We start from the raw sequence: 21,928 nt of genomic DNA on the forward strand, positions 1-21,928 counted from the left end.
TTAAGTTTAGGGGTATGAAAATAAAAACGAAATTAACATCGGGAATCGGTCTCCTTTTCATGATCATCGTGCTACTCGGAGTTCTGGCGATCAGTTACATTGATAAACTGGCCGACGACACGAAAAATATCCTGTCCGATAACTATAATTCGCTTGATTACGCGAAAGGTATGCTTTATGCCCTCGATAATCTTGAAACGGACCGGGAAGCGTTGAATATATTCATGGAGAACCTCGAAAAACAGAGACTGAATATCACGGAAATCAACGAGTCGGAAGCCACCGACCGCTTGGCCCGCCATTTCAAATTGCTGGACGAGAATCCTAGCGAACAGAACATCCGGCAACTCCGGCTGGATCTGAACCAGATCATGAGCCTGAACATGGCCTCGATTCAACGCAATAGCGTGATTGCCGAGGACACGGCCCGGCAGGCCACGTTATGGATTTCTATTATCGGGATATGCAGTGTCGGGATTGCCCTCGCCTTGCTCCTGTTGTTCCCCTCGCAAATTACCCGCCCGATCAGCGAGTTGACACGCGGGATCGTGGAGATTGCCCACCGCAATTACAGTAAACGCCTGCATTTCTACTCTACACGGGAATTTAATGAAGTGGCAACTTCTTTCAACGATATGGCCGAACGTCTAGAAGAGTACCAGCAAAGTTCACTGGCGACCCTGTTATCCAGCAAAAAATACTTGGAGGCTATCGTCAACAGTATTCATGAACCGATTATCGGTTTGAATCATGACCGACAAATTCTTTTCGTGAACAACGAGGCTTTGACCGTGTTAAACCTCAAACGGGAACAGATGATTCACCAATCTGCCGACGAGTTATCGTTGAAGAACGACTTGTTACGCCGCCTTATTCGCGAACTGGTACATCCAAACGAAAAGCACGAGCCGCTAAAGATATACGCCGACGACAAGGAGAGTTTTTTCCAAGCCGTTTACGTACCGATTAAATTAACGGAGACCGAAACCGAGGGAGAAAAACAGGTTGGCAACGTGATCTTGTTAAAGAATATCACGGAATTCAAAGAACTAGATTCGGCCAAAACAACTTTTATCTCCACGATCTCGCACGAGCTTAAAACCCCGATTTCAGCTATCATGATGAGCTTGAAATTACTGGAAGATCAACGGATTGGCAGCTTGAACGACGAGCAACAATCTCTCGCGAGTAGCATAAAAGAAAATAGCGACCGGTTGTTGAACATCACGGGGGAACTACTCAAATTGACCCAAGTGGAAACCGGAAAGCTGATTTTAAGCCCGAAGATCTCGAAACCGATCGAATTGATCAACTATGCCGTATCGGCCACCCGGGTACTTGCCGAACGTTTCGGGTGTAATATCGAAGTGGAATACCCCGAAAAGATTCATAAACTATTTGTAGATAGTGAAAAAATAGCTTGGGTGATCACGAATCTCCTCTCCAATGCCATCCATTATTCGAAAGAGAACTCCCGGATCATCGTGGGAGCCAAGGAAGTGGACCAGACCATACAAATATTCGTGCAGGATTTCGGAAAAGGAATCGACCCCAGATACCACCAAAGTATATTCGACCGCTATTTCCGGGTTCCGGGGACCAAAGTACAAGGTAGCGGGCTAGGACTAGCCATTTCTAAAGATTTCGTGGAAGCTCATGATGGAAAAATCTGGGTTGAAAGCGAGATCGGAAAAGGAAGTAAATTCACCATCGCATTTCCAGTCCGATAAAAGAACTAAAAAGTAAAAGCTAAAAGTTGGCTCTCCTTCAACTTTTAGCTTTTACTTTTTAACTTTTAACTTATCAACGTCGCCCGGGTATAAGTGATTAAATCTTTCGGGTTTAGCCGGATTTGTAATCCCCGAACACCCGCACTGATATAAATGTATTCGAACTTTAAACAACTTTCGTGAATAAACGTGGGGAACTCTTTTTTCATCCCGATAGGCGAGCAACCTCCCCGGATGTACCCGGTAATAGGCAATAATTCCTTCATCGGGATCAAATCCGCTTTCTTGTTCCCGGACGCTTTAGCCGCCACTTTCAAATCCAGTTCATGATCACCCGGAATAACACAAACAAAGTAACCACCCCGATCCCCATGCAGTACTAACGTTTTGAACACCTGTTCGATATTCTCCCCCAACTGTGCCGCCACGTGAGCCGCGGCCAGATCATTTTCATCCACCTCGTAAGGAATTAACTCGTAGTCAATCTTCGCTTTATCCAGCAAACGAACAGCATTCGTCTTATTTATCTTGGCCTTCATATCTACACGATTTTACTTCCATACAAAAATAATAATTCCCCTCGTTTTCTACCTAAATTTTGCCATTCAAACGAGGGGAATTTTCGATAAAAGATTTTCGTCTATTACAACTCTAACCCAAATTTCTGTCGAAAGTATTTCTCACTACTTATTTTCCAAACTATTCTCTATACGAAGTAATATAAGTTCATAATGAGCTTTATCATCGCTATGAGCTATTCCCATCTTACTTTTCACTAAAGCACGAACTTTTTTTAACACAATTGTTTGATAAGCAGGAATCTCACTAATCAGATCCACCTTAATTTCACTCTGGAAAAGAGAGGCCGATTCTCCAAAACCTGTAGGCAAACACGCCGCAGCAACCGATCCTTTACCATAATGATTTTCAATTTTTTGCAATTTCTCATAAACCAGAGGGATATTCATTGCAGGAACTAACCCATAAGTTTTTATCTCCTCAAATGAAGGGAATATTTGATAACTTTCACGATCAGTAAAGAATGAACTACCTTTTTTACCTCGTTCAAAATCTTTTAACGCCATATCAATAATGGATCGTTGCAAAATTTTATCTTCAACTGTCAACTTACGTCCTTGGATCGTTGGAGCGAAAACCCCTACATACAAGTCATTGAAATATTCCCTAATAGAGTAAACATCTTTTCCTTTAGTTACATGATTCGCTAAAGTAATATGCTGAGGTACCGTATTCAATAATATTTTTGCTGCAGCTAGGGCTATTTCGGCAGAAGAATTAATACCTAATTCAAAATTTTCGGTTAATTCTGAAGCATTGATCCAAGAACAATTTTGAAGTTCACGCAATACCCAAGCCAGAGAATTCTTTTGTACAGAACGTGATAAAGTCTGCACAGATTTTATATCAGATGTACCCTCTTTCACCTGAGACAATCGTATCCCCCCTATCTGATACATAACATTATTAAGATAACGGAAATACTGATTAACAATTTCCCCGTAAAGTTCTGAACGATGGTTTATATTTTTCTCTCCATCAATCCAATCGTTAATGTTGGAAAGTATATATTTCAAATTTTTTACGCCATAAGTACCAGCTTTTACTGGGTCATCTCCCAAGTCTTCTTCAAGACTAGTCGGATCATAACGTCCATCCACTTGTTGTCTTCCGTAACGATACCAAGGGTCATTAGCCTTTTCATCAATCCAACGTCCGGCAATTTCAGCCTCTTCCCACATATTTTTAGCCTCGGGGATGGGGGTATACAACCATTTAATCACATATTCATCATAAACACCTAAATTCGGAGGTGTCAATTTTACACCTTTATCTTCTGGTTGCGCAATATAATTATAGCGGGCATAATCCATAATAGAAGGAGTCGTTCCATATTTTTGCGTGAAAGAAACCGAACGCAAAGAATCCACAGGATAAGCATTTGAAGCAGCCATATTATGCATTAATCCCAGCGTGTGACCAATTTCATGAGCAATCACATACTCAATGGATTCATCCCTTACGTCATCAGGCATTTTGCTCGTTCTCATACGAGTATCAACTTGCGCTGTTTGGATAAATCTCCAGAAATTATTCAATTTGATTATATCATTGTACACAATAACGGAAGCATTCAGAATTTCTCCCGTGGTAGGATCAACCCAGCTAGGTCCCATTGCATTAGGTGTTGGATTAGGAGAATAGCGAATGCAAGAATATTTCAAATTGTCAGGATCAAATTCAGGATCATCTTTTGGGAAATCATATACTTGCATAACATTTTTGAATCCTATTTTTTCAAAAGCTTGATTCCATCGCAAAACAGCTTTACGAATAGCAGGTTTCCACTCCTCCGGGAAAGCATCATCCACATACCAGACTATAGGTTTCACCGGTTCCACCAATTCTCCTTTTTCCCAAGCTTCCATGTCGGATGGTTCTACTCGCCAACGATTTACCAATGCGAATACCCGCATACCATCCTCTTCTTGTGCCAAATCCACTTTCAACAATCCTAGCGTGGGATGTCCGTATGTCGGGAAAACACCAATCCGAGAATCTTGAACTCTTGGTTTCATTTTCTCTTCCGGCAGCAATATCATAGAAATAGTTGAACTACTTGCCACATCTCCAAGAGAAAAACTCATCATCATTACGTTTATTGAAACATTAAGATTTTGCTTCAATTCAATTGAAGCGTTGTCACCAAAAACTTTCATCTTGCCAAAATAAGGTTTTCCAGTTTTTCCTTTGGATATATTGATTCCTTCTCCTCTTGAAAACGGAGATACATCGTCATTCTTAAACAAATCCGTTGCGTCAAAAATAACGGCTGTACTATCCTCATTGTAAGTTTCCATCGGAAAACGTTTATACTCCATATCTATGTAGTTTTGTCGCATAGCCTTATGCATATTTACATCATCTGATGTACAAACAGCCAACATATTAGGTTGCTTAACTACAATTGTTGAATCCTGTAAATCAACTTGTAAATGCAATGGAGCATTAGGTTTATACCCGACATTTACAAATTGAGGATTACTGACTCTTGAAAGCGTACTCCCCAATAGAATTTCTCTCCCCATATGTTTTAAAGGATACTCCACATATATCTTTTCCCCGTTCCGATGAAATGCCAAAAATTCACCTCTCACAGTTTCCAATCCCGGTCTTTCCATGAACTTTTTATACTTACTTTTTGGTTTCTCTTTCTTGGATTCAGACTGTTCCGTTTTTTCCGTTTTTTTCTTCTTCTTCCAGTCTGCTCCATTTACAACAAGGCAAGGAATAGCCAAAGCTACAACTAGTAGCAACACATACATTTTTTTCATTTTCAAAGATTTAATTAATACACAATGTATAAAAGGGTATTCTATACACTAACATGAACTTCCCTTTTTCTTGGCAGGTATTGTTTGAACAAGTTCAAACAATACCCACTCAAACACTTATACAAACTTGTTATTTTGTATATCTCAATTTTTTATAATCAATACCAACCCGTTCAAGAGCTTTCACCAAAATTTCGTATTTTGTTCTCATGGCTTCGTAGGTATTTATAATCTCCAAAATCTCATCATCCGGTGTTTCAATAAGGAATCGAATCCAAGTCCCGACATCTTCACCTTTCGTAGGAAGCCATGTGGCTTCCCATTGTTCCAATTTATTTCTCGCAATACCAATTTTATAATGCTGTTCTCTAGGCCACAATGCAAAGAGATTATTATAATTATAGTACTCAAAACTAATTGTAAAGAATCCATCAGGTAAATCAAGAAAATTTTCTTCATACAACCCTATCTGGAACCAAATTGCCTCATGCAGTTCGGCTGAATAAAACGCTTTTTCTTCCGGACTCATATTATCCATATCTTGGATTGTAACACAACAAAAATATCGTCCGGTGTAACAATTTGCAGGCAAACCAAAAACAGGATCGGCCATCTCATCCACCAAAATAATACTATATGGGAAATGACTCTTGATAAAATCAGTAGAATAAAAATCCAACAATAACTCTTTCAAAAATTCTATTCCTTTCCACAAATGTTCTTCATCTTGCTCGGGAGGAGTTATTTCTAAAAGTTCATTTTTTGAACTGAAATTATATAAATAATCTGACGAATCCGGATCTGTGATTAAAAAATGATCATATGTATAATAATATTGGGAAATAAATTTTATCACTTTATTACTTGAATTGGTATCATACATGTGAACCCTTTTATAAGGAACTTCATCAACAATTATATCATCTTCTTTATCGCAATTATAAAGACTAAGTCCCAGCAAAATAATCAGTATGAATTGATATGATTTCATCGTATTTTGTTTTAGGTTATTCATTAACAATTGTTTCAACCCGTTCGAAATTCTCTATTTCAAAATTTATCTTTTGTACTTCTAACGGAAGACTTAAAATATAATTCGGACTTCCAGGAGCAAGTACATAAGTATTTCCCGCAAGAGGTTCGTTAAGTTCATGAAATTTATGCCGAATCTCTATTCCCCATCGACGGATATCGAACCACCGACAATCTTCAAAACAAAACTCCATCCTTTTCTCATCTCGAAGTATTTTTCGAGCTTCATCTGCATCCATAGCTGTTTCTTGATAATCTCCCTCAATCCTGTTACGCCGGATAATGTTTATATCTTGCATCGCTTGCTCAAGGTTGTCAGCTCCTCCCAATTCGATACACGCTTCTGCCCGATTGAGATAAGCTTCTTCTATACGATAACACCAATCGTAACAAACTTTTTTATTGGAATCAAATTTTTTAGGATAAAAAGGTTTGTATTCATCAAAAAATGCAGTTCCACGAACATCCTTTTTTGTCTCTTCATTCACATACATTTCCCTTAACGATTGACTAACTTCCCAATGTCCTGCCTCTGAATATGACAACGACAATGGCGTTCTGTTACGTTTTCCCCAAGAAAACAAAATACTTTTATTAGAGATGTTATATAAATTTATCTTATTAGCAATGTAATTTGACATATTCTCTAAATTCTCAATACTTGCCCCGCTTTCCGAAATAACCACCGAAGCAATATCCTTGGCTTCCTGCCATCTTTTTTGTTGAAGATAGATGCGTGACAAAAATAATTGAGCGACATTCACATTAGGCCGGAAAATAGAATTTGCTTGATCTCCGACTTTTAACAAATCAATGGAATTTAACAAATTTTCCTCTATCAGATCATATATTTCCTGTAGTTTTGCCCTTTTATAAGTATTCTTTTCCACGCTGATCGCTTTATTTATAGGAACCCCCAAAGCTATTTTCGCTTGTTCTTTATCCTTGTATGGCTCGCCATACATATTTACCAAATAATAGTAAGAAAGAGCCCGCATAAAAGCAATTTCTCCCAAAAGCCGAGTTCTTACCCGATCGTGATCTTCTTCAAATTCACTTACATCATGTTCCAAAATATTACACATGAGTATTTTATTATAAAAAGAGGCCCAATTCCCATCATTATTCTCTCTCTGCTGCATATCCAATTGGTTATTTTTAGCCCACGTGTAATAACTAAAATATTCTCCCCGAACATCTCTTCTACTCGTACTGCCGTCTAACGGATTTACAACACTCTCGATGTCATCTGTCATAAAATCGAGAGCCATCATCTCGCTTCCAGTCGTTTTCTTTATTAATTCACCCAATACCAATTCATCAAAATGTTTTAATTCACGAGGTATAATCTTGTCATTATCCTTATATTCCAAAAAATCACTGCACCCTATTCCAAGTAAACATAATAATATATAGAGAATTCTTTTCATAATTATCTTTTTAGAAGGTTACATTCAAACTAAAACTAAAATTTTTCTGAGGAGGAATACTACCACTACCTAAAGTTACTTGTTCCGGATCACGCCCTTTCAACCCTTTCGCCTTTATAACAAACGGATTTGAAACGGAGAAACTCAAAGAAGCTCCTTTTAAATAGATATGCTTCAATATTGAATTAGGTACATAATAAGCTAACGAAATTGAACGACAACGAACAAAATTTCCTGAAACAACCCGTAGATCACTATTATTATAAAATTCAAAAATATCATCCCCTATAGTAGCTGCACCTCCATTATGATAGTATAAACCTTGCGGTGTATGACGTTCATCTGTTAATCTAGGTATATCTGTATGCTTTTCATCCCCAATTTTTCGCCAACGATCCACAAATTCATCAGACATATTAGCATTAGGAGCAGGCAAACGATCTCCATCCACATATAAATCATTCAAACGCATTTTTGAGCCAAACTGCATAGAAAATGAAGCATTCAACGAAAAATCAAAAATTCTAAAACTAGTACTCAAACCTCCGGAAAACAAAGGTTCCCTCCTACCACTATAGACAAGCGCACTCGCCAAGGCTTCTTCTTGAGATGAGATGATGACATTTCCTTCTTCATCCTTGGCATATATCCCCAAAAACGTGGGTTCTCCCTTTTCATTTAATCCCCCAAAACGATAAGAATAAAAGCTATTTAACGACCTACCATTTCTAACCAAAGAACCATTCAAGTATTGAGATACGATATATTTATCCATCTCCCCCGAATTAGTTACTTTATTGTAACTTTTACTCGTATTAAAACTCAAATTCCAACTAAACTTTTCCAATTGAATGGGAGTAGCCGAAATGGACAAATCCCAACCGGAATTTATTAAATTCCCGTCATTAATAGTTACAGCCGTACCTCCATTTGTTGATTCGATAGTGGTTGATACCAACTGATCCTTTCCTTTTTTATTATAATATTCAAAAGTAGCACCCAGCCTTCTATTAAAAAAAGAGAAATCAGTACCGATATTAACAGATCTGGTTTTCTCCCAACGAAGTCCCCGGTTAGGAAGAGAATGAACAGTACTTTCATAATAATGTGAAATAGCATCTAAAGCTCCGACATTCGCAACCATATTCGGATTGTGAGCTTCTGTCACATTTCCTTGCAATCCGTAAGAACCATGAATATTAAGGCCTTGAATCCAAGTAACATTTTCCATGAAACTTTCATCAGCAATATTCCAGCGACCGGATATAGACCAGATTGGCAAAAAACGAGCCGACTTATCTTGTCCCAATTTATTACTAGCATCTCCACGAACATTTGCATTAAAAATATAACGATTATCATAACTATAAGAAAAAGAAGCAAAATAAGACACTTCATTTTTCTTGCTATCGGTAATTGTCGGGCGAGAACTTTTCAATAAATCTCCATAAGATGTCCACACGCCAGGATTAATATCAACACTTTTTTTCCCTCTCTCTGGAAGATATCCCAGTAAAGAGGAAGTGTGTCCTTCTTGATGGGTGCTACGCATATCCAATCCTCCCATGAGACTAAAATCATGCCGCTCATGCAACGTCTTCTGAAAAGAGGCAGTGACACGCGCTGAATAACCAGTATTTCGATTATCGCTATTGTCCAATTTACCTCCGAACGGCAGGGCACATCTCCTAGCAAAATTCGGCTCTTTCACAGGATCAATAATCGGATACCCATAAACCAGGCCTCTTAATTCCGACACTTGATAACTATCCTCGGCTGCCATGTTTTCATTTGAATGTGAACTGATATTATAAGCGAGCAGAGCATTCAAACTCAAACACGAAGCCACTTTGTAACTAAAGCTAAATCTGGTATTTAATGTTAATAATTGACTTTTTTCACCTGTGGTGTTCAATTCATTGAAAACATTATAGACCAAATTAGGCGTACTATATGGATCATTTTGATAACCAGCCCCCACTTCATAAAAATTATAATATCCATCTTCATCATAAGGGACTATTGCCCTAGAAGTTGTATAAGCATATTGAAACAAATCAACTCCCGGACGATGAGTTGTACCATTTGAAGCACTTAGACCGAAACTAGCATTCATCTTGTCGCTTATCTTAATATCCAAATTAGTATTAAAATTAAAGCGTTCAGCATCTTCCTTCAAGGAAGAACCTCGTTCACTTGAATATCCAACCGAAAAATAATAATTAATGGTTTCATTCGCACCAGAAACAGATAATGTATGATTGTGACTCAAAGCATTCCGAAACAAATATTTAAACCAATCCGTATTTTGCTCTTTCATTTTTTTCACCTCTTTTTGGAATTGTGTATAACTGATTTTATTGCCATATAATTGGAATAAAAGCCCTTCATATCCAACCGAACCGGTTATTCCCGAATCAACGAATTGCAATCCCTTTTCCACCATCTCCTCGGACACCTCTACCCGATCTTTTGAATTCATTACATGCATTTGACTTGTCATCGGACGATGGGTAAATCCCAAAGACATACTATAGCGAATCGCCGGTTTTCCGATCTTTCCTTTCTTCGTAGTAATCATGATAACTCCGTTAGCAGCTTTAGAACCATAAAGTGCAGTTGCCGACGCATCCTTCAATACATCAATCTGTTCAATATCCTCCGGATTAATTCCAGAAATAGCGTTACCAATTAAATTTACTTGATCCATACTATTCAATTCTTCCGGGCTAAGAGGCACAGGATCTTCTAGCACGATACCATCCAATACCCAAAGTGGTTCCCGACTCCCCACAATCGTTGAGGATCCCCGGATTCGAATTTTTGGAGCTGCTCCTACCGTAGAAGATTGTTGTAACACAGCCATTCCAGGTATTTTCCCTTGCAACATTTTATCCAATGTCGTAGTTATAGGCTCCATAATATCATCCATCTTTACTGTAACAACAGAAGATGTTAATTTACGTTTATCAATATTCTCAAATCCCGTACGTACTATCACTTCATCCATTTGATTCATGCTCATTTTCATCGTAATAGAGAGGAAATCACTTTTAACCTCAACTTCTTGCGTTTCCATTCCCACGAAAGAAAATAATAATCTCAAATCTTTAACATTGGATGGTGCCGGAAAATGAAATTCTCCTTTAGCATTCGTGGATAATCCAATAGTTGTACCTTTCACTAAAATCGTAACCCCAGGTAAAGGAAGTTGATCCTCATCTTTCACTATTCCCCGGATCTCTCTTTGTTCCGAGTTTTCCTTACGCTTTGGACTTATTATAATTGTCCTATTTTTAATCTCGTAAGTAAACTCTGTTTTTAAAATAAAATTCAATAACTCAGCTAAACCCATTTTTAACCGGGGAACTTGAATCATTTGATGCACATCCAATTCACTTTCACTATAAAACACATCATACTTCAATTGTTTCGTGATAACATCAAACGCAGCTTCCACCGTCATTTGATTATCTTTAAATACAACACTATCTCGGTCCATTTTTATCTCTCCAAAAACATTGGAAATACCCATCGTAAACCAAAATAATGTACATATGAAAAGAATAAATTTCTTTTTTAACCTTTCTTGCAGGTTAAATGCACGATCATACGCTTTTTTTTTCATAAATTTGTTCATTAAAATGTTGATAAATATCTGCATTCTATTTGCCGTAGAGTTCGCAGATTGTTCAAGAAAGAGTCGTTTTAGCAGAACGGCTCTTTTTCAATTTATTTTACTCACAATTATTACTTTATCATTTATTTCAAATTTAATATCGGTTGTTTTCTCCAAATACATTAATGTCTGTTTCAATGGAACATGTTTATCTATCACCCCTCGAAATTTCATATCTTTAATTTCCTCATTTTGATAAACAACAACAACATCATACCAACGCTCCATTTTCTTTGCAATATCTTCAAAACGATATCCTTTAAAATAAAATTTTCCATCCACCCATGAAGTGTAAAGCTCCGTTTCGACCTCCTTTACTGTAGTCTCCCCAGTTTCCTTATTGATGCACAACTGCTGGGATGGCAGCAATACCTGCTGGAAATCTCGGGCAGTGACAGATATTTTACCCTGTACAAGAGTAGCCATCCATTCTTGATCATCACGATATGCACTGACATTAAACTTCGTTCCCAGCACGGTAATAGTTTTATCCCCCGTATGCACTTTAAATGGAAACTTATCCTCCCGAACAACATCAAAAAAAGCTTCTCCTTCCAAATACACCTCCCTATTTTCTGACGAGAATTCCACAGGGAAATGTAAAGTTGACTCCGAATTTATATTCACAACAGATCCATCGGACAGTTTCAGATAAAAATCCGCTCCTTTCGGAACATATAATTTATTATATTGTAACGAGTCTTGTTCTTTCCCCTCGAACTGTTTCCCTAATTGTTTGATTGTCGAATCAGGAGAAATACGTCTGTTTAATTCTTCCGTACTTATTTTTTGATTACTTTCAAATAAAAGTTGTTCCCCATTAGCCAGTAACAATTTTATCTTCCGGGTAGAATCCAAACATTGAACCTGAAGATGAGAAGATGTATTCCTAAAAGGAATATATTTCCATGTCATATATATCGAACCAATTATAAACACGAAACAAGCCACATATTTGAAAAAAGAATAAAATAGCTTTTTTTCTTTATTCCGTACATGTTGCCTCTTTACCCGTTTCCAAGCCATATCAACGTCATACGGCTCTTCTTTCATGGAATTGAAAGCCCGACGAACCAAATATCGAATTTTTTCACTCATAATTATCTTCATTTTACTATTATGGTACACGAATATTAAAAATGGGTGATAAAAAAATTATTTTTTTTGAAAATATTTTCCCACTAATAATAAATTACACACGAGTAGAATTAAAGAAGACCCTCTTTGGGTTTTCTCCTTGATAATTCGATATGCATTGCTGATATGAGTTTTAACCGTATTAACAGAGATATTCAATTCGGCCGCAATTTGCTTATAGGTTTTCTCCTCCACGCAACTCATCAGAAAAATTGATCGACTCCTAGGAGAGAGTTTATTCAAAATTAATTTCACATGCTCTATTTCCTCAATCTCTTCCTCCGAATATTCCGTTTGTTGCAAATATTCAATAAATTCAGTCAAACGAGCCGAATGTTTTTCCACGGAATTCAATCTTCTCAGTTCCCTCTGCGCCCCGTGTCGAACAGATGTATACAAATAATTTTTAAGTGAAGCATTAATATGAATCGTTTTATGATTGTTCCACAAATAAACAAAAACATCTTGAACAATATCTTCAACTTTTTCCGGTTCAGGAATAATTCCTTGACAATATTTACATAGAAGGTGATAATATTTGCGAAATACATTTTCAAAAACGATGGCATCCCCTTCTATTAGTGCTTTTAATTCGGAAACAGTCTCTTCTTGCATAAAAATAAACAATCATTTCATACTCATTAAATTTATGAAATACAAATCTAATAAAAGTTTTATCACATAAAACTATTTGCCCAAAAAATACACTTCAAATAAAATTCTACTCATTAACCGGTATCCATTTCACTGCATTGGCAAAAATCAACTGCACGGCGTCACGTTCCCACGCGTAAGTGCCATCATTCTCCCACGTCAAAGAATCACCACCCCGGTCACTCAAAAACACGCTATACTCACCACGCTCAAAATAATATTTCCCCAAAGAGATCCATCCCGGTTCCTCGTTATCCAACAACACTTCCACGTCCGTGACGTCCCCCGCGGAAGTCACCTGATAAAAAAGTCTCGCTCCCCCGATAAAAACCTTACGGGCTGAAGTCGCCTCCACGTCCGGAACATAAACCAAAACCTCGTACTTCCCGGGATTTTCCACGTTCACTTTCCACTCCACCTTAGATTTCCCTGTTCCGGCAATTTTATAATAAGCACTCTTCACGATATCCCCGTAACAATGGCTATCCGTGGTCAAAGTCCAATGCTCGTGGTCATACACGTAACTATACTTTTTCCCGTTCTCACCTGTTGAGAAATAAGCGGCCAATTTCCCTTTCCGCTTTTTCTCATGAATCACAAAACCGGGGTCCTCGGCATTCACGATCATTCCCGGAACCTTCCGGGTAAAAATGGTGCTATCCACATCCCAAATACCCGTTTTCCCATCTTTCGTTCGTGTCAAGTCTTTTGATGAAGTCCATTCCAATAAACGCTCACCGGGAAGATTCTGGCTTAGGCTCATTTCCAATGAAAAAGCCTCAAGCGTACCGAGATCGGCCCGAATCTCCTTACAACTATGTCCCGGGATTAAATAGCTACGTCGCCCGGATCCCATCTCGTTATCTCCCATGGAATACGTCGCCACGCTCAACGTCACGACTGCCGGCGCGGAAGTAGGATTATATATTTTACAGCTACCGATATGCCTAGCTTCCTCGTCCTTTTCATACAACTCCACTTTCAAATCTTGAACAAACAATGCCGGCAACTCTTTCCCCTCGTAATAATAATCCAGTATCTCCCGAAGATTCACGTGAAAACGAGCGTTAAACTCCCGCTCAAGCACCTCGAAATCAGGAGCCATAAACAAATAACGTTGCTTGAATTGTTTCATAAATTGGAATAATTCCCTTTCCCCGACCAGTGCCTGCAAATGTTTCTCTATCAAGGTATATTTTCTCTTTAGTAACTCCTGCAACTGATTGCCTTTCGTCTCCTTGTCCACGAAAGCTTCTCGCATGGATTTTCCATTCCAATAAGTAACGATTTCGGAATAGCCCAGCTCATCCCCCAAGTAAATCATCGGCCCGTTAGAAAAGTCAACCTTGGCCAAATCATTCACGATACCACCAAAACCCGGGTATTCTTCCGATTGCAGAACCCCACCGAAATCACCGAACAGGGCCGAACAATCAAAAATACCCGTGAGCAGGTTTACCTCCAACATATTACGAAATGCATCCACCTCTAACTCAAAACGTGTCCTTTCATCGTCATCTCCCGGCCAGAATCCCACGTGCGCATAATACCCCAAATACATCCGCTCCGGATAAAACAAGAGTTCCGGCTGTACAAATTGACTTCCCGCAAATCCTTTATATAGACGAGGAACGAAATTCACCGGAGCCTCTACCACGGTCAATTTGTCAAACGGATAATCACCCCCTTTTATCGCTAGTATTGTACTTATCGGCTCTTCCACAAGGAAGTCGGCAGAATCTTTCAGACTCGTGTAATCCCGCATGAAAAAGTCATGTCCGGAAAAATGATACAACTCGAACGTCAAGGAATCCAACACGATACTCCTCCGTTCGTACTCCCCGATAGTCAGACTTAGAGAAGGCAATGGCTCCCGATTTCTAAAGACCGTAGTATCCCCGCTCATCTCCATCTCTCCTTGCGAGATAGCCACTCGTTTCCCGACATCCCCGACTTTTAATCGATAACGGGTAAAATCATACTGACGAGCCAACGGGGCGTTCACGTTTACCGGGGGAACGGCAACCGGATACCACAAACATTCCGGGAAAAGCAACGTGTAATCATCCCCGACACGAGCAAAACACCTCCCATGACGGAACATCGAATGATACGTCCGGAAAAAGCTCATCAAGCGGGTATCATGAAACTCCTCGTCCGTGAAATCCGGGAAACAAATCGCCTCATCAATCTTTCCCTCGTAAACCACGTGTAAAAGGATTTCTTCACCGGGTTGTAACGCTCTCTCCAAAAGGATGGCTTGGGATTCCCGGGTATAAGGCAAGTTCTCCCCTTGCCCGCCTGTCAAGGCCGTTACCTCTAATCCCGGATTCAAGTAAAGCACCGGGCGAACTAAGGGTCGTCCTCCCACGTTTGCCACCACCAGATCACTTTCCCCCGTTATTTTATCCCCTTCTTGACGAAAATAGATATTATGCACCTTAACGTGTCCCCCTTTCACTTCGGCGTACTTTTCGAATACCTCCCGGTACAAGTCTCTTCGATTATTTAGCTCGTGAAATATACTGTAATAAGCCCCTCCGAACAAGATGCCGATCAGCAAGAACGTCCATCCCCCGGCCCTAACTTTCCATGTAACACCTGCCCGTTCCGATAAACGCGGCATCATTCCCATAGCCAGCACAACAAGTCCCAACCCCAGAAGAACAAACATTCCCCGTTGTAAAACAACCCACTCCGGACGGGTCATTCCCGTCACATCCGAGAACAAAAGCGGCAATGCACGCCCCCATGGGTCAACGGTACCCCACAATAAATCCGTGGTCCCGAAATAAAAGGCAGCAAATACAGCCAACAATACCAATACTGCCAAAGCATGATTCTTTACCCGATTAGCCACGATTAAAGCTACTCCCAACACGAAAAACAGCGTGGGCAAGGTCATCACGAACAGGTAAACAAAATAAATCTTCAACTGAAAAGTTTCCGGTTCCCCGAACAAGATATGGAAAATCATCCCTAATCCCATCGTTATCAAGTTCAGCACGAGGCAAACCTCCACGATCCCCAACACCTTTCCCGTTTGATAAGCCAAATTAGTCACCGGACGGGCAGAGAACACGGCATTTGTCTCCAAACGTCGATCCCGCCACACGAAATCGATACCGATAAAAATCACGATAATCCCTTGCACCAAATTATAAAACCAAGCATTCCAAAAAGGAATAAACGAAGGCAAAGCCCTGTTTAACCACCTAAGCCCACCTAATGAATCGCCTTGCCATAGCCAGTGCGAAAGAGAAATTCCCACAACTACACAACAAGCGAATATCCAAAACAACTTATTTCTTATGATCAGGTTTCGCTCGTAACGGGCCACCAGACGTATATTTTCAAATGTCATACCTATTATCTTAAAAAAGTAACAACCAACCTACTGAACAAAGGTATTCATTCCCAGTGAACATTACAATAAAAAGGGGTATGTCTTTCTCGACATACCCCTAGTTTGTAAAGTTTATAAAATTAGCCACTCGGCTACATTATCTCTGCAACGGGAATTTCAACACCGGTTCTTTCTCTTTCTTCGGTTCAGACTTGTTGATTTCCACGTCCTCGATCAAAACCGAGGCCGGATAAATCAAAGAAGAAAGCACTTGACGATTCAGGATGTAGTTAGACACGTTTTCTTTACTTGAAATGTCCAGTACCCGTTTGATCTTCGCCAGATTAATGGCAGAAACATCACCGAAACGAACCTGCGTTTCACTACCATCTTTCACGTCAACCTTGTAAATACGGGATGCCGGTCCGGCAATACTGCGCACGATGTAAGCATAATCCAATCCTTCATCCTTGGCAGCCTTGATTAATGCTTTTTTCATCTTGTCCTGTTTCGTTCCCTTATCTACTTGGATATGAATAGTTCCCGGGGCCGTGGCATAAACTATATCACTTCCGGTCATCACGAAACGAGAGCTACCCGTGGAGTGCTGAGTTTTCAAAGAAGGTACCCGACCATTCAACATTTGACGCAAGATCCCCTTGTCAACCAGCGTCATCTCCTTTTCTGGAATAACACCTTCCGCGTCAATCTCGTAAGCACCTAACAACGGGGTCCCATCGTATTTCTCCAAGCTAGTGTAATTTTTCACGGTCAAACGGTTGTCAATAATCTTTCTCCCGATACGACCTTCCAACGTTCTGCCTCCCGCCTGACCAATCGGCTTACGATAAGCAAATAATCCCCCTTGATTCAACAGGTTGTTCACGAAGATACTGGAAGAAGCCCCGTCTTCAAAAAGAACCGGCCCGGAATAGAATTCTTCAACCACCGGGGCATTTCTCAACTTCATCAGATTTTCAGCAAAAGCTGTTACTTTCTTTTTCAAATCTTCCAAAGAAGGCATATCCTGCGGGCGAGCAACCAAAATAGAAAGCGCATCCCCGATCCGTACCCCGTCTTCCGTGGTTACATATCCCTGTGCAAACAGATTCGCATAGGTAACCGGTTGTTTCATGGTCACGTCCTCGCTCGTCTGTTTGTAAACTTCCATATCCAAACCGCTAATACCCACGGATGAGTTGTAAATTTCCTTGTAATTCTTGAATATCGCGGAAAGTTCACGAATCGTGTTTTCCCATTTCTTTATATCAATTTCATAGGGAACCTTGCTTTCCACGATCTTCGTGATCGGTTCTGCCTTCACCAAGTCCGGCAATTGAGCCTCCTCCTGAGTTTGCGGGTTTGACTTCAAGGCCGCTTCTTTGGCAGCAGCTTCACGCAACGCCATCTTGTAAGCAGCATCAGATACTAGCCAAAAATTACGACGAATCATATCATAATCCGCCTCGGCCGGCATCCCTACCTTCATGAATTGTCCCACGAAACGAGTATCGTTCGTGTTATTATAATCACCCAACAACAACTGAGACGAGCCTACCCCTCTCCACGGCAATTCCAGTGAATTCGTGATCGCTCCTAGCTCCCCGACAACTTCAAACTGACGGAACCGACCTAAAGAATACGACAAATAAAACGGTTTATCCATTCCCGGCAATGCCAATTCAGCTTTATTTCTTTGTAATTCATCCTGCATCGCCTTGAAGATCACTTGATCTTGCTCATTCTGTGCCACCACTGGCCCTACCAGCAGGAAAAATATTAATAGTGATAATATATATCTCATCTTTCTAATTTTATAATTTCCACATCTTTATTTCGTTCCCGGAGCCGGTAAAATCGGTAAAATATCTTGAGATTTCGCTTTTCTTTGCGTCTCTACCTTATTCACCAAGATAGTCGGGGAAATAGCCGTTACAGGAATTGAACCCGATTCAGCACCACACATTCCCGTGAACACGCGGGCATCATTTCCGGCATATATAATATTAGAGAACATGGAAAGCGGGGTTCCAATCAAATCCACGCCACGAACCAACTGGTCCGGACGACCGTCAGCAAATACTTTGTACACCTCCAGCGGGGTCACGTTGAAGGAATTGGTACCACCTTTACCGGTGAAGGTAAATCCACTCGTCACCTCCTTGAAGAAATAACCGTATTCTTTACCTTGTTTCTTTACCTCTTCAATCAATAACTGGCGTAATTCTTCGGGAGTTTTCGGGTTAGAAGTCTCGATCACCAAGTTAGACTGGCGCGAAACAGGGTCAAACCCATCGCTGGCACGGGCGTGTCCGTTCGTGCGAGGATGGCCGTCGATCGGGGTACGAGTCATCAGGAAGTCATTCAACTTACCGTTCACCACGACATCCACCCGTTCGGCTTTCACACCCTGATCATCATATTTATAAAATCCGTTCAAATCCTCTCCCGCATATTGCCGAAGTGTCGGATCATCATACACGTGCATCCCCTCCGGCAACACGAATTGGCCGATCATTTTCTTGAACGTCTGCCCGTCATTCTCACTCTTCATACGTTGTCCCTCGATCCGGTGACCGAAAATCTCGTGAAAGAAGACACCACTGGCAGGACCGGATAACAAGGCCGGTCCCGTGTAGGGATCAACCACCGGAGCCACACGCAAAGCCTCCAATGTTTTCACCATTTCCTTGGCATCAGCAATAATCTTATCATTGGCGGGAAGATCTGCCGGATCATAAGCAAAATAAGACAAGTTCAACGGCAATTCCATCCCATCATCGGCTTTTGTTTCCCCGAACACCATGATGCGGGCGTACGGTAGATTCTGCACGACTTCCGTCCCCTCGTTATTCACGAAATAACGTCTCTCCACCGTGTAGATCATGATCGCATCCCCTTTCATAATTCCCGGTTGATTTTTGAACACGGCTGAAATCTCTTTCATCCGGGCTGCCCATTGGTCCATATCAATCGTCATCTTTTCAGCCGGGAGCGGAGCCTCGTAATATTTTTCCACCTTCGCTTCCGAAAAATAAGGAGCCTTATCTTCCTCTTCCACGTTTACAGAGCTTTCAGCCTTCGTTTTCTGGTACATATCCACGGCAAACTTGTAACGATTGTTTACCTCGTCCCAGATAGCCTGACGAACGGCATCTTCATTATTTTCTTCATCCAATGGTAAACGAGCCACGGAAGGTCCTTGGAAACGGGACATGGCCGATCCCATTTGATTAAATCTAAAATTATCGAGTTTCTCATCCCCTAACCGAATCTGCGGAACTAACGTCCGGGAACGATATTGCTGACTGTTCATCAGCGCCCCGAAAGAAGCCGATACCACGGAAGAGGTCACATCAATCACCCTGTAATTCATGTGATACGGGGGAAATTCTTCACCCTTTAGTTCTTTCATCTGTTGTGCCAACTCTTCTTTCAGAAGTCCCAGCAACTTATCCTGTCCTTGCCCGTAAGTCTTCGGAACAAACAACAGGGAGAGAAAGCAACTAAAAATAACCAATACTGTTTTTCTCATGTGTAATTGTTTTAATCATGTGAATAATAAAAGATCATTGAAAGATCACGCACTATTTTTCGTTAACAAATATAAGACGAATCTTCATGGTTGCAAAACTCAAACGTTTTAAATTTTTCTTAAAGTGAAGAAATACAAAAAAAGGATGATTTCCCATCACGGTACTTTCACCCTCGTCGACAAATTAGAATTCAAAATATTACATTTACATGTAACTATATCTTTCAAAAAACGTTTTCCAAAAAAGCCTCCGGATCATTAAATGGAATGTCAACTCGAATTTAATAAAAAAAAGTGTATACACACTTCCGGAGGCTTATTCCTTCATGTGCTATACACTTTCTTTATTATTTTTCGAATTGACAAGACAAAGGTAGAGATTTCTTTAATATAAACCACAAAAGAACAAAATTATTTATCCCATCCCCCGGCATTTAACATTCCAACCTCCGCCTCTTTACGAAATTCTTCAACCGAATTTCGTTGAAATTATATCATAACACTTTTAATCATAACGCAGTAATTATATTTACATACATCATTTATTCCCTTTTCATCTCCCGCAAAATTCCCCATCATCAAAAATATTTTATCCTTTCATCCTAATTTCATCCAATCGGAACAAAGAATTAAGATTAAGTTGACAAGCTCCTCCTTGAACACAAACAATATCTCAAAGATTCCCCAAAGAAAGATAAAAAATCTTGTACACGACAACCACGTGAAAAGAAATGATAACTTTGTTAAATAAAGAAACAAACGACACGACAACATCACTTATATAAAAATAGAAAATATGCTTGGAAAACTATCCATCTATCTCTTTTTGTTACTCATCATTCCGGATATCTATATCTACAAATTGTATATCACCAGATCAACAGGCGGTAGCCCGTTCGGTTGGCTGTGGTTTCTCCCTTCCGTGTTCCTAGTGTTCACGCTCGTCTGGATTTTACTATCCTCTAGGGATGCGCTAGCCATACAAAGCCTCATCGGTACGTTCACAATCGCCTACATGACCATAGTCCTGCCGAAAACGATCTTCATGGTTTGCTCGCTGCTTGATTTACCGTTAAAATACTTACTCAAATGGCAAATCCAGCCTTTTAGCTGGCTGGGAGTCGTACTGGGAGCTTGCATGATGATCATGGTTCTCTACGGGGCGATATGGGGTAAAACACGATTTGACGTGAAACAGGTCACTTTCACCTCCCCGAACCTCCCTGCGGCTTTCGATGGGTATCGTATCGCCCAGATTTCCGACATACACACGGGTAGTTGGAACGGAGACCGAGCAGCCCTGCAAAAAGCCGTGGACCGGATCAACGCCCAGCAAACCGATTTAATTGTTTTCACGGGTGACATCGTCAACACGAAAGCCACGGAACTGGAACCATTCGAAAACATTCTGGCACAACTGAAAGCCCCGGATGGCGTGTTCTCCATTCTCGGAAATCACGACTACGGTCCTTACCACAACTGGCCTACCACCGAGACCCGGGATCAGAATATCCGGGATATACAAGACAAGCAGGCTGCCATGGGTTGGCAATTATTAAACAATGATCACGTGATTTTGAAACGTGCCGCGGACAGCATCGCCTTAATCGGCGTGGAAAATAACGGGGAACCTCCATTCTCTCAATACAGTGACCTCCCAAAAGCCATGAAAGGCTCGGAACAATGCACGTTCAAACTATTGTTAAGCCACAATCCCACGCACTGGCGCCGGGAAGTACTCGACACGGACATCGACCTCATGCTGGCAGGCCACACACACGCCATGCAATTTGCCGTCGGACGACTTTCCCCGTCCCGGTTCATGTATCCGGAATGGAGTGGGCTCTACATGGAAGGCAAACAAGGTTTGTACGTCAACGTCGGGTTGGGATATATCGGACTGATGCCCCTGCGTTTCGGTGCATGGCCGGAGATCACGGTCATCACGCTGAAACAATTGAAAATGGAGGATTGAAAATGAAGATCCAGTAAGAAATTCGAAAATAAGTGACACTTTTCAGGCGGTTGGATG

At 40.6% G+C, this 21,928-nt stretch carries 12 protein-coding genes; 2 read left to right on the top strand and 10 right to left on the bottom strand.

What is annotated here, in order from left to right; translation table 11 throughout:
• Nucleotides 1-14 precede the first annotated feature (14 nt).
• Complete coding sequence (locus R8806_RS07070; protein ID WP_124316524.1) at nt 15-1,730, top strand: sensor histidine kinase; 1,716 nt, start codon at nt 15-17, stop codon at nt 1,728-1,730.
• A 65-nt stretch (nt 1,731-1,795) separates the two neighbouring features.
• Here R8806_RS07070 and ybaK read toward each other — a convergent pair whose 3' ends face one another.
• From ybaK to R8806_RS07120, 10 genes are all read right to left on the bottom strand, one after another.
• Nucleotides 1,796-2,269 (bottom strand): Cys-tRNA(Pro) deacylase, encoded by a 474-nt coding sequence (gene ybaK, locus R8806_RS07075; protein WP_027199809.1) that lies wholly within the window; start codon nt 2,267-2,269, stop codon nt 1,796-1,798.
• Between the two features lie 144 nt (nt 2,270-2,413).
• A complete protein-coding gene (locus tag R8806_RS07080; RefSeq protein ID WP_151412203.1) occupies nt 2,414-5,083 on the bottom strand; it encodes a zinc-dependent metalloprotease in 2,670 nt (889 codons plus the stop codon).
• Between the two features lie 130 nt (nt 5,084-5,213).
• The gene (locus R8806_RS07085; protein ID WP_124316525.1) at nt 5,214-6,074 is read right to left on the bottom strand and encodes a hypothetical protein; all 861 of its coding nucleotides are present in this window, start codon (nt 6,072-6,074) and stop codon (nt 5,214-5,216) included.
• Nucleotides 6,075-6,090: 16 nt separating this feature from the next.
• Nucleotides 6,091-7,545, bottom strand: a complete 1,455-nt coding sequence (locus R8806_RS07090; RefSeq protein ID WP_151412202.1) for a RagB/SusD family nutrient uptake outer membrane protein — start codon at nt 7,543-7,545, stop codon at nt 6,091-6,093.
• 10 nt (nt 7,546-7,555) lie between these two features.
• Entirely contained in the window at nt 7,556-11,173 is a 3,618-nt protein-coding gene (locus R8806_RS07095; protein ID WP_164719950.1) for a SusC/RagA family TonB-linked outer membrane protein, read from the bottom strand.
• A 99-nt stretch (nt 11,174-11,272) separates the two neighbouring features.
• Nucleotides 11,273-12,322 carry a FecR family protein gene (locus R8806_RS07100; RefSeq protein WP_167513949.1) on the bottom strand — a complete coding sequence of 350 codons (1,050 nt, stop codon included), beginning with the start codon at nt 12,320-12,322 and terminating at the stop codon, nt 11,273-11,275.
• Between the two features lie 57 nt (nt 12,323-12,379).
• A complete protein-coding gene (locus R8806_RS07105) occupies nt 12,380-12,976 on the bottom strand; it encodes an RNA polymerase sigma-70 factor (RefSeq protein ID WP_151412200.1) in 597 nt (198 codons plus the stop codon).
• Nucleotides 12,977-13,082: 106 nt separating this feature from the next.
• Nucleotides 13,083-16,379 carry a golvesin C-terminal-like domain-containing protein gene (locus tag R8806_RS07110; RefSeq protein WP_151412199.1) on the bottom strand — a complete coding sequence of 1,099 codons (3,297 nt, stop codon included), beginning with the start codon at nt 16,377-16,379 and terminating at the stop codon, nt 13,083-13,085.
• Nucleotides 16,380-16,518: 139 nt separating this feature from the next.
• Nucleotides 16,519-18,165, bottom strand: coding sequence for a metallopeptidase TldD-related protein (locus R8806_RS07115; RefSeq protein ID WP_221230337.1), 1,647 nt, complete (start codon nt 18,163-18,165; stop codon nt 16,519-16,521).
• Between the two features lie 27 nt (nt 18,166-18,192).
• The gene (locus R8806_RS07120; protein WP_124318333.1) at nt 18,193-19,896 is read right to left on the bottom strand and encodes a TldD/PmbA family protein; all 1,704 of its coding nucleotides are present in this window, start codon (nt 19,894-19,896) and stop codon (nt 18,193-18,195) included.
• A 796-nt stretch (nt 19,897-20,692) separates the two neighbouring features.
• Here R8806_RS07120 and R8806_RS07125 point away from each other — a divergent pair.
• Nucleotides 20,693-21,871 carry a metallophosphoesterase gene (locus R8806_RS07125; protein ID WP_124318115.1) on the top strand — a complete coding sequence of 393 codons (1,179 nt, stop codon included), beginning with the start codon at nt 20,693-20,695 and terminating at the stop codon, nt 21,869-21,871.
• The last annotated feature ends 57 nt before the right edge of the window (nt 21,872-21,928 follow it).

Source organism: Butyricimonas faecihominis (assembly GCF_033096445.1).
Classification (GTDB): domain Bacteria; phylum Bacteroidota; class Bacteroidia; order Bacteroidales; family Marinifilaceae; genus Butyricimonas; species Butyricimonas faecihominis.

Bases quoted from the DNA above. Each gene is read 5' to 3' on its own strand.
- R8806_RS07070 (WP_124316524.1), top strand. From the start codon at position 15: ATGAAAATAAAAACGAAATTAACATCGGGAATCGGTCTCCTTTTCATG.
- ybaK (WP_027199809.1), bottom strand. From the start codon at position 2,269: ATGAAGGCCAAGATAAATAAGACGAATGCTGTTCGTTTGCTGGATAAA.
- R8806_RS07080 (WP_151412203.1), bottom strand. From the start codon at position 5,083: ATGAAAAAAATGTATGTGTTGCTACTAGTTGTAGCTTTGGCTATTCCT.
- R8806_RS07085 (WP_124316525.1), bottom strand. From the start codon at position 6,074: ATGAAATCATATCAATTCATACTGATTATTTTGCTGGGACTTAGTCTT.
- R8806_RS07090 (WP_151412202.1), bottom strand. From the start codon at position 7,545: ATGAAAAGAATTCTCTATATATTATTATGTTTACTTGGAATAGGGTGC.
- R8806_RS07095 (WP_164719950.1), bottom strand. From the start codon at position 11,173: ATGAAAAAAAAAGCGTATGATCGTGCATTTAACCTGCAAGAAAGGTTA.
- R8806_RS07100 (WP_167513949.1), bottom strand. From the start codon at position 12,322: ATGAGTGAAAAAATTCGATATTTGGTTCGTCGGGCTTTCAATTCCATG.
- R8806_RS07105 (WP_151412200.1), bottom strand. From the start codon at position 12,976: ATGCAAGAAGAGACTGTTTCCGAATTAAAAGCACTAATAGAAGGGGAT.
- R8806_RS07110 (WP_151412199.1), bottom strand. From the start codon at position 16,379: ATGACATTTGAAAATATACGTCTGGTGGCCCGTTACGAGCGAAACCTG.
- R8806_RS07115 (WP_221230337.1), bottom strand. From the start codon at position 18,165: ATGAGATATATATTATCACTATTAATATTTTTCCTGCTGGTAGGGCCA.
- R8806_RS07120 (WP_124318333.1), bottom strand. From the start codon at position 19,896: ATGAGAAAAACAGTATTGGTTATTTTTAGTTGCTTTCTCTCCCTGTTG.
- R8806_RS07125 (WP_124318115.1), top strand. From the start codon at position 20,693: ATGCTTGGAAAACTATCCATCTATCTCTTTTTGTTACTCATCATTCCG.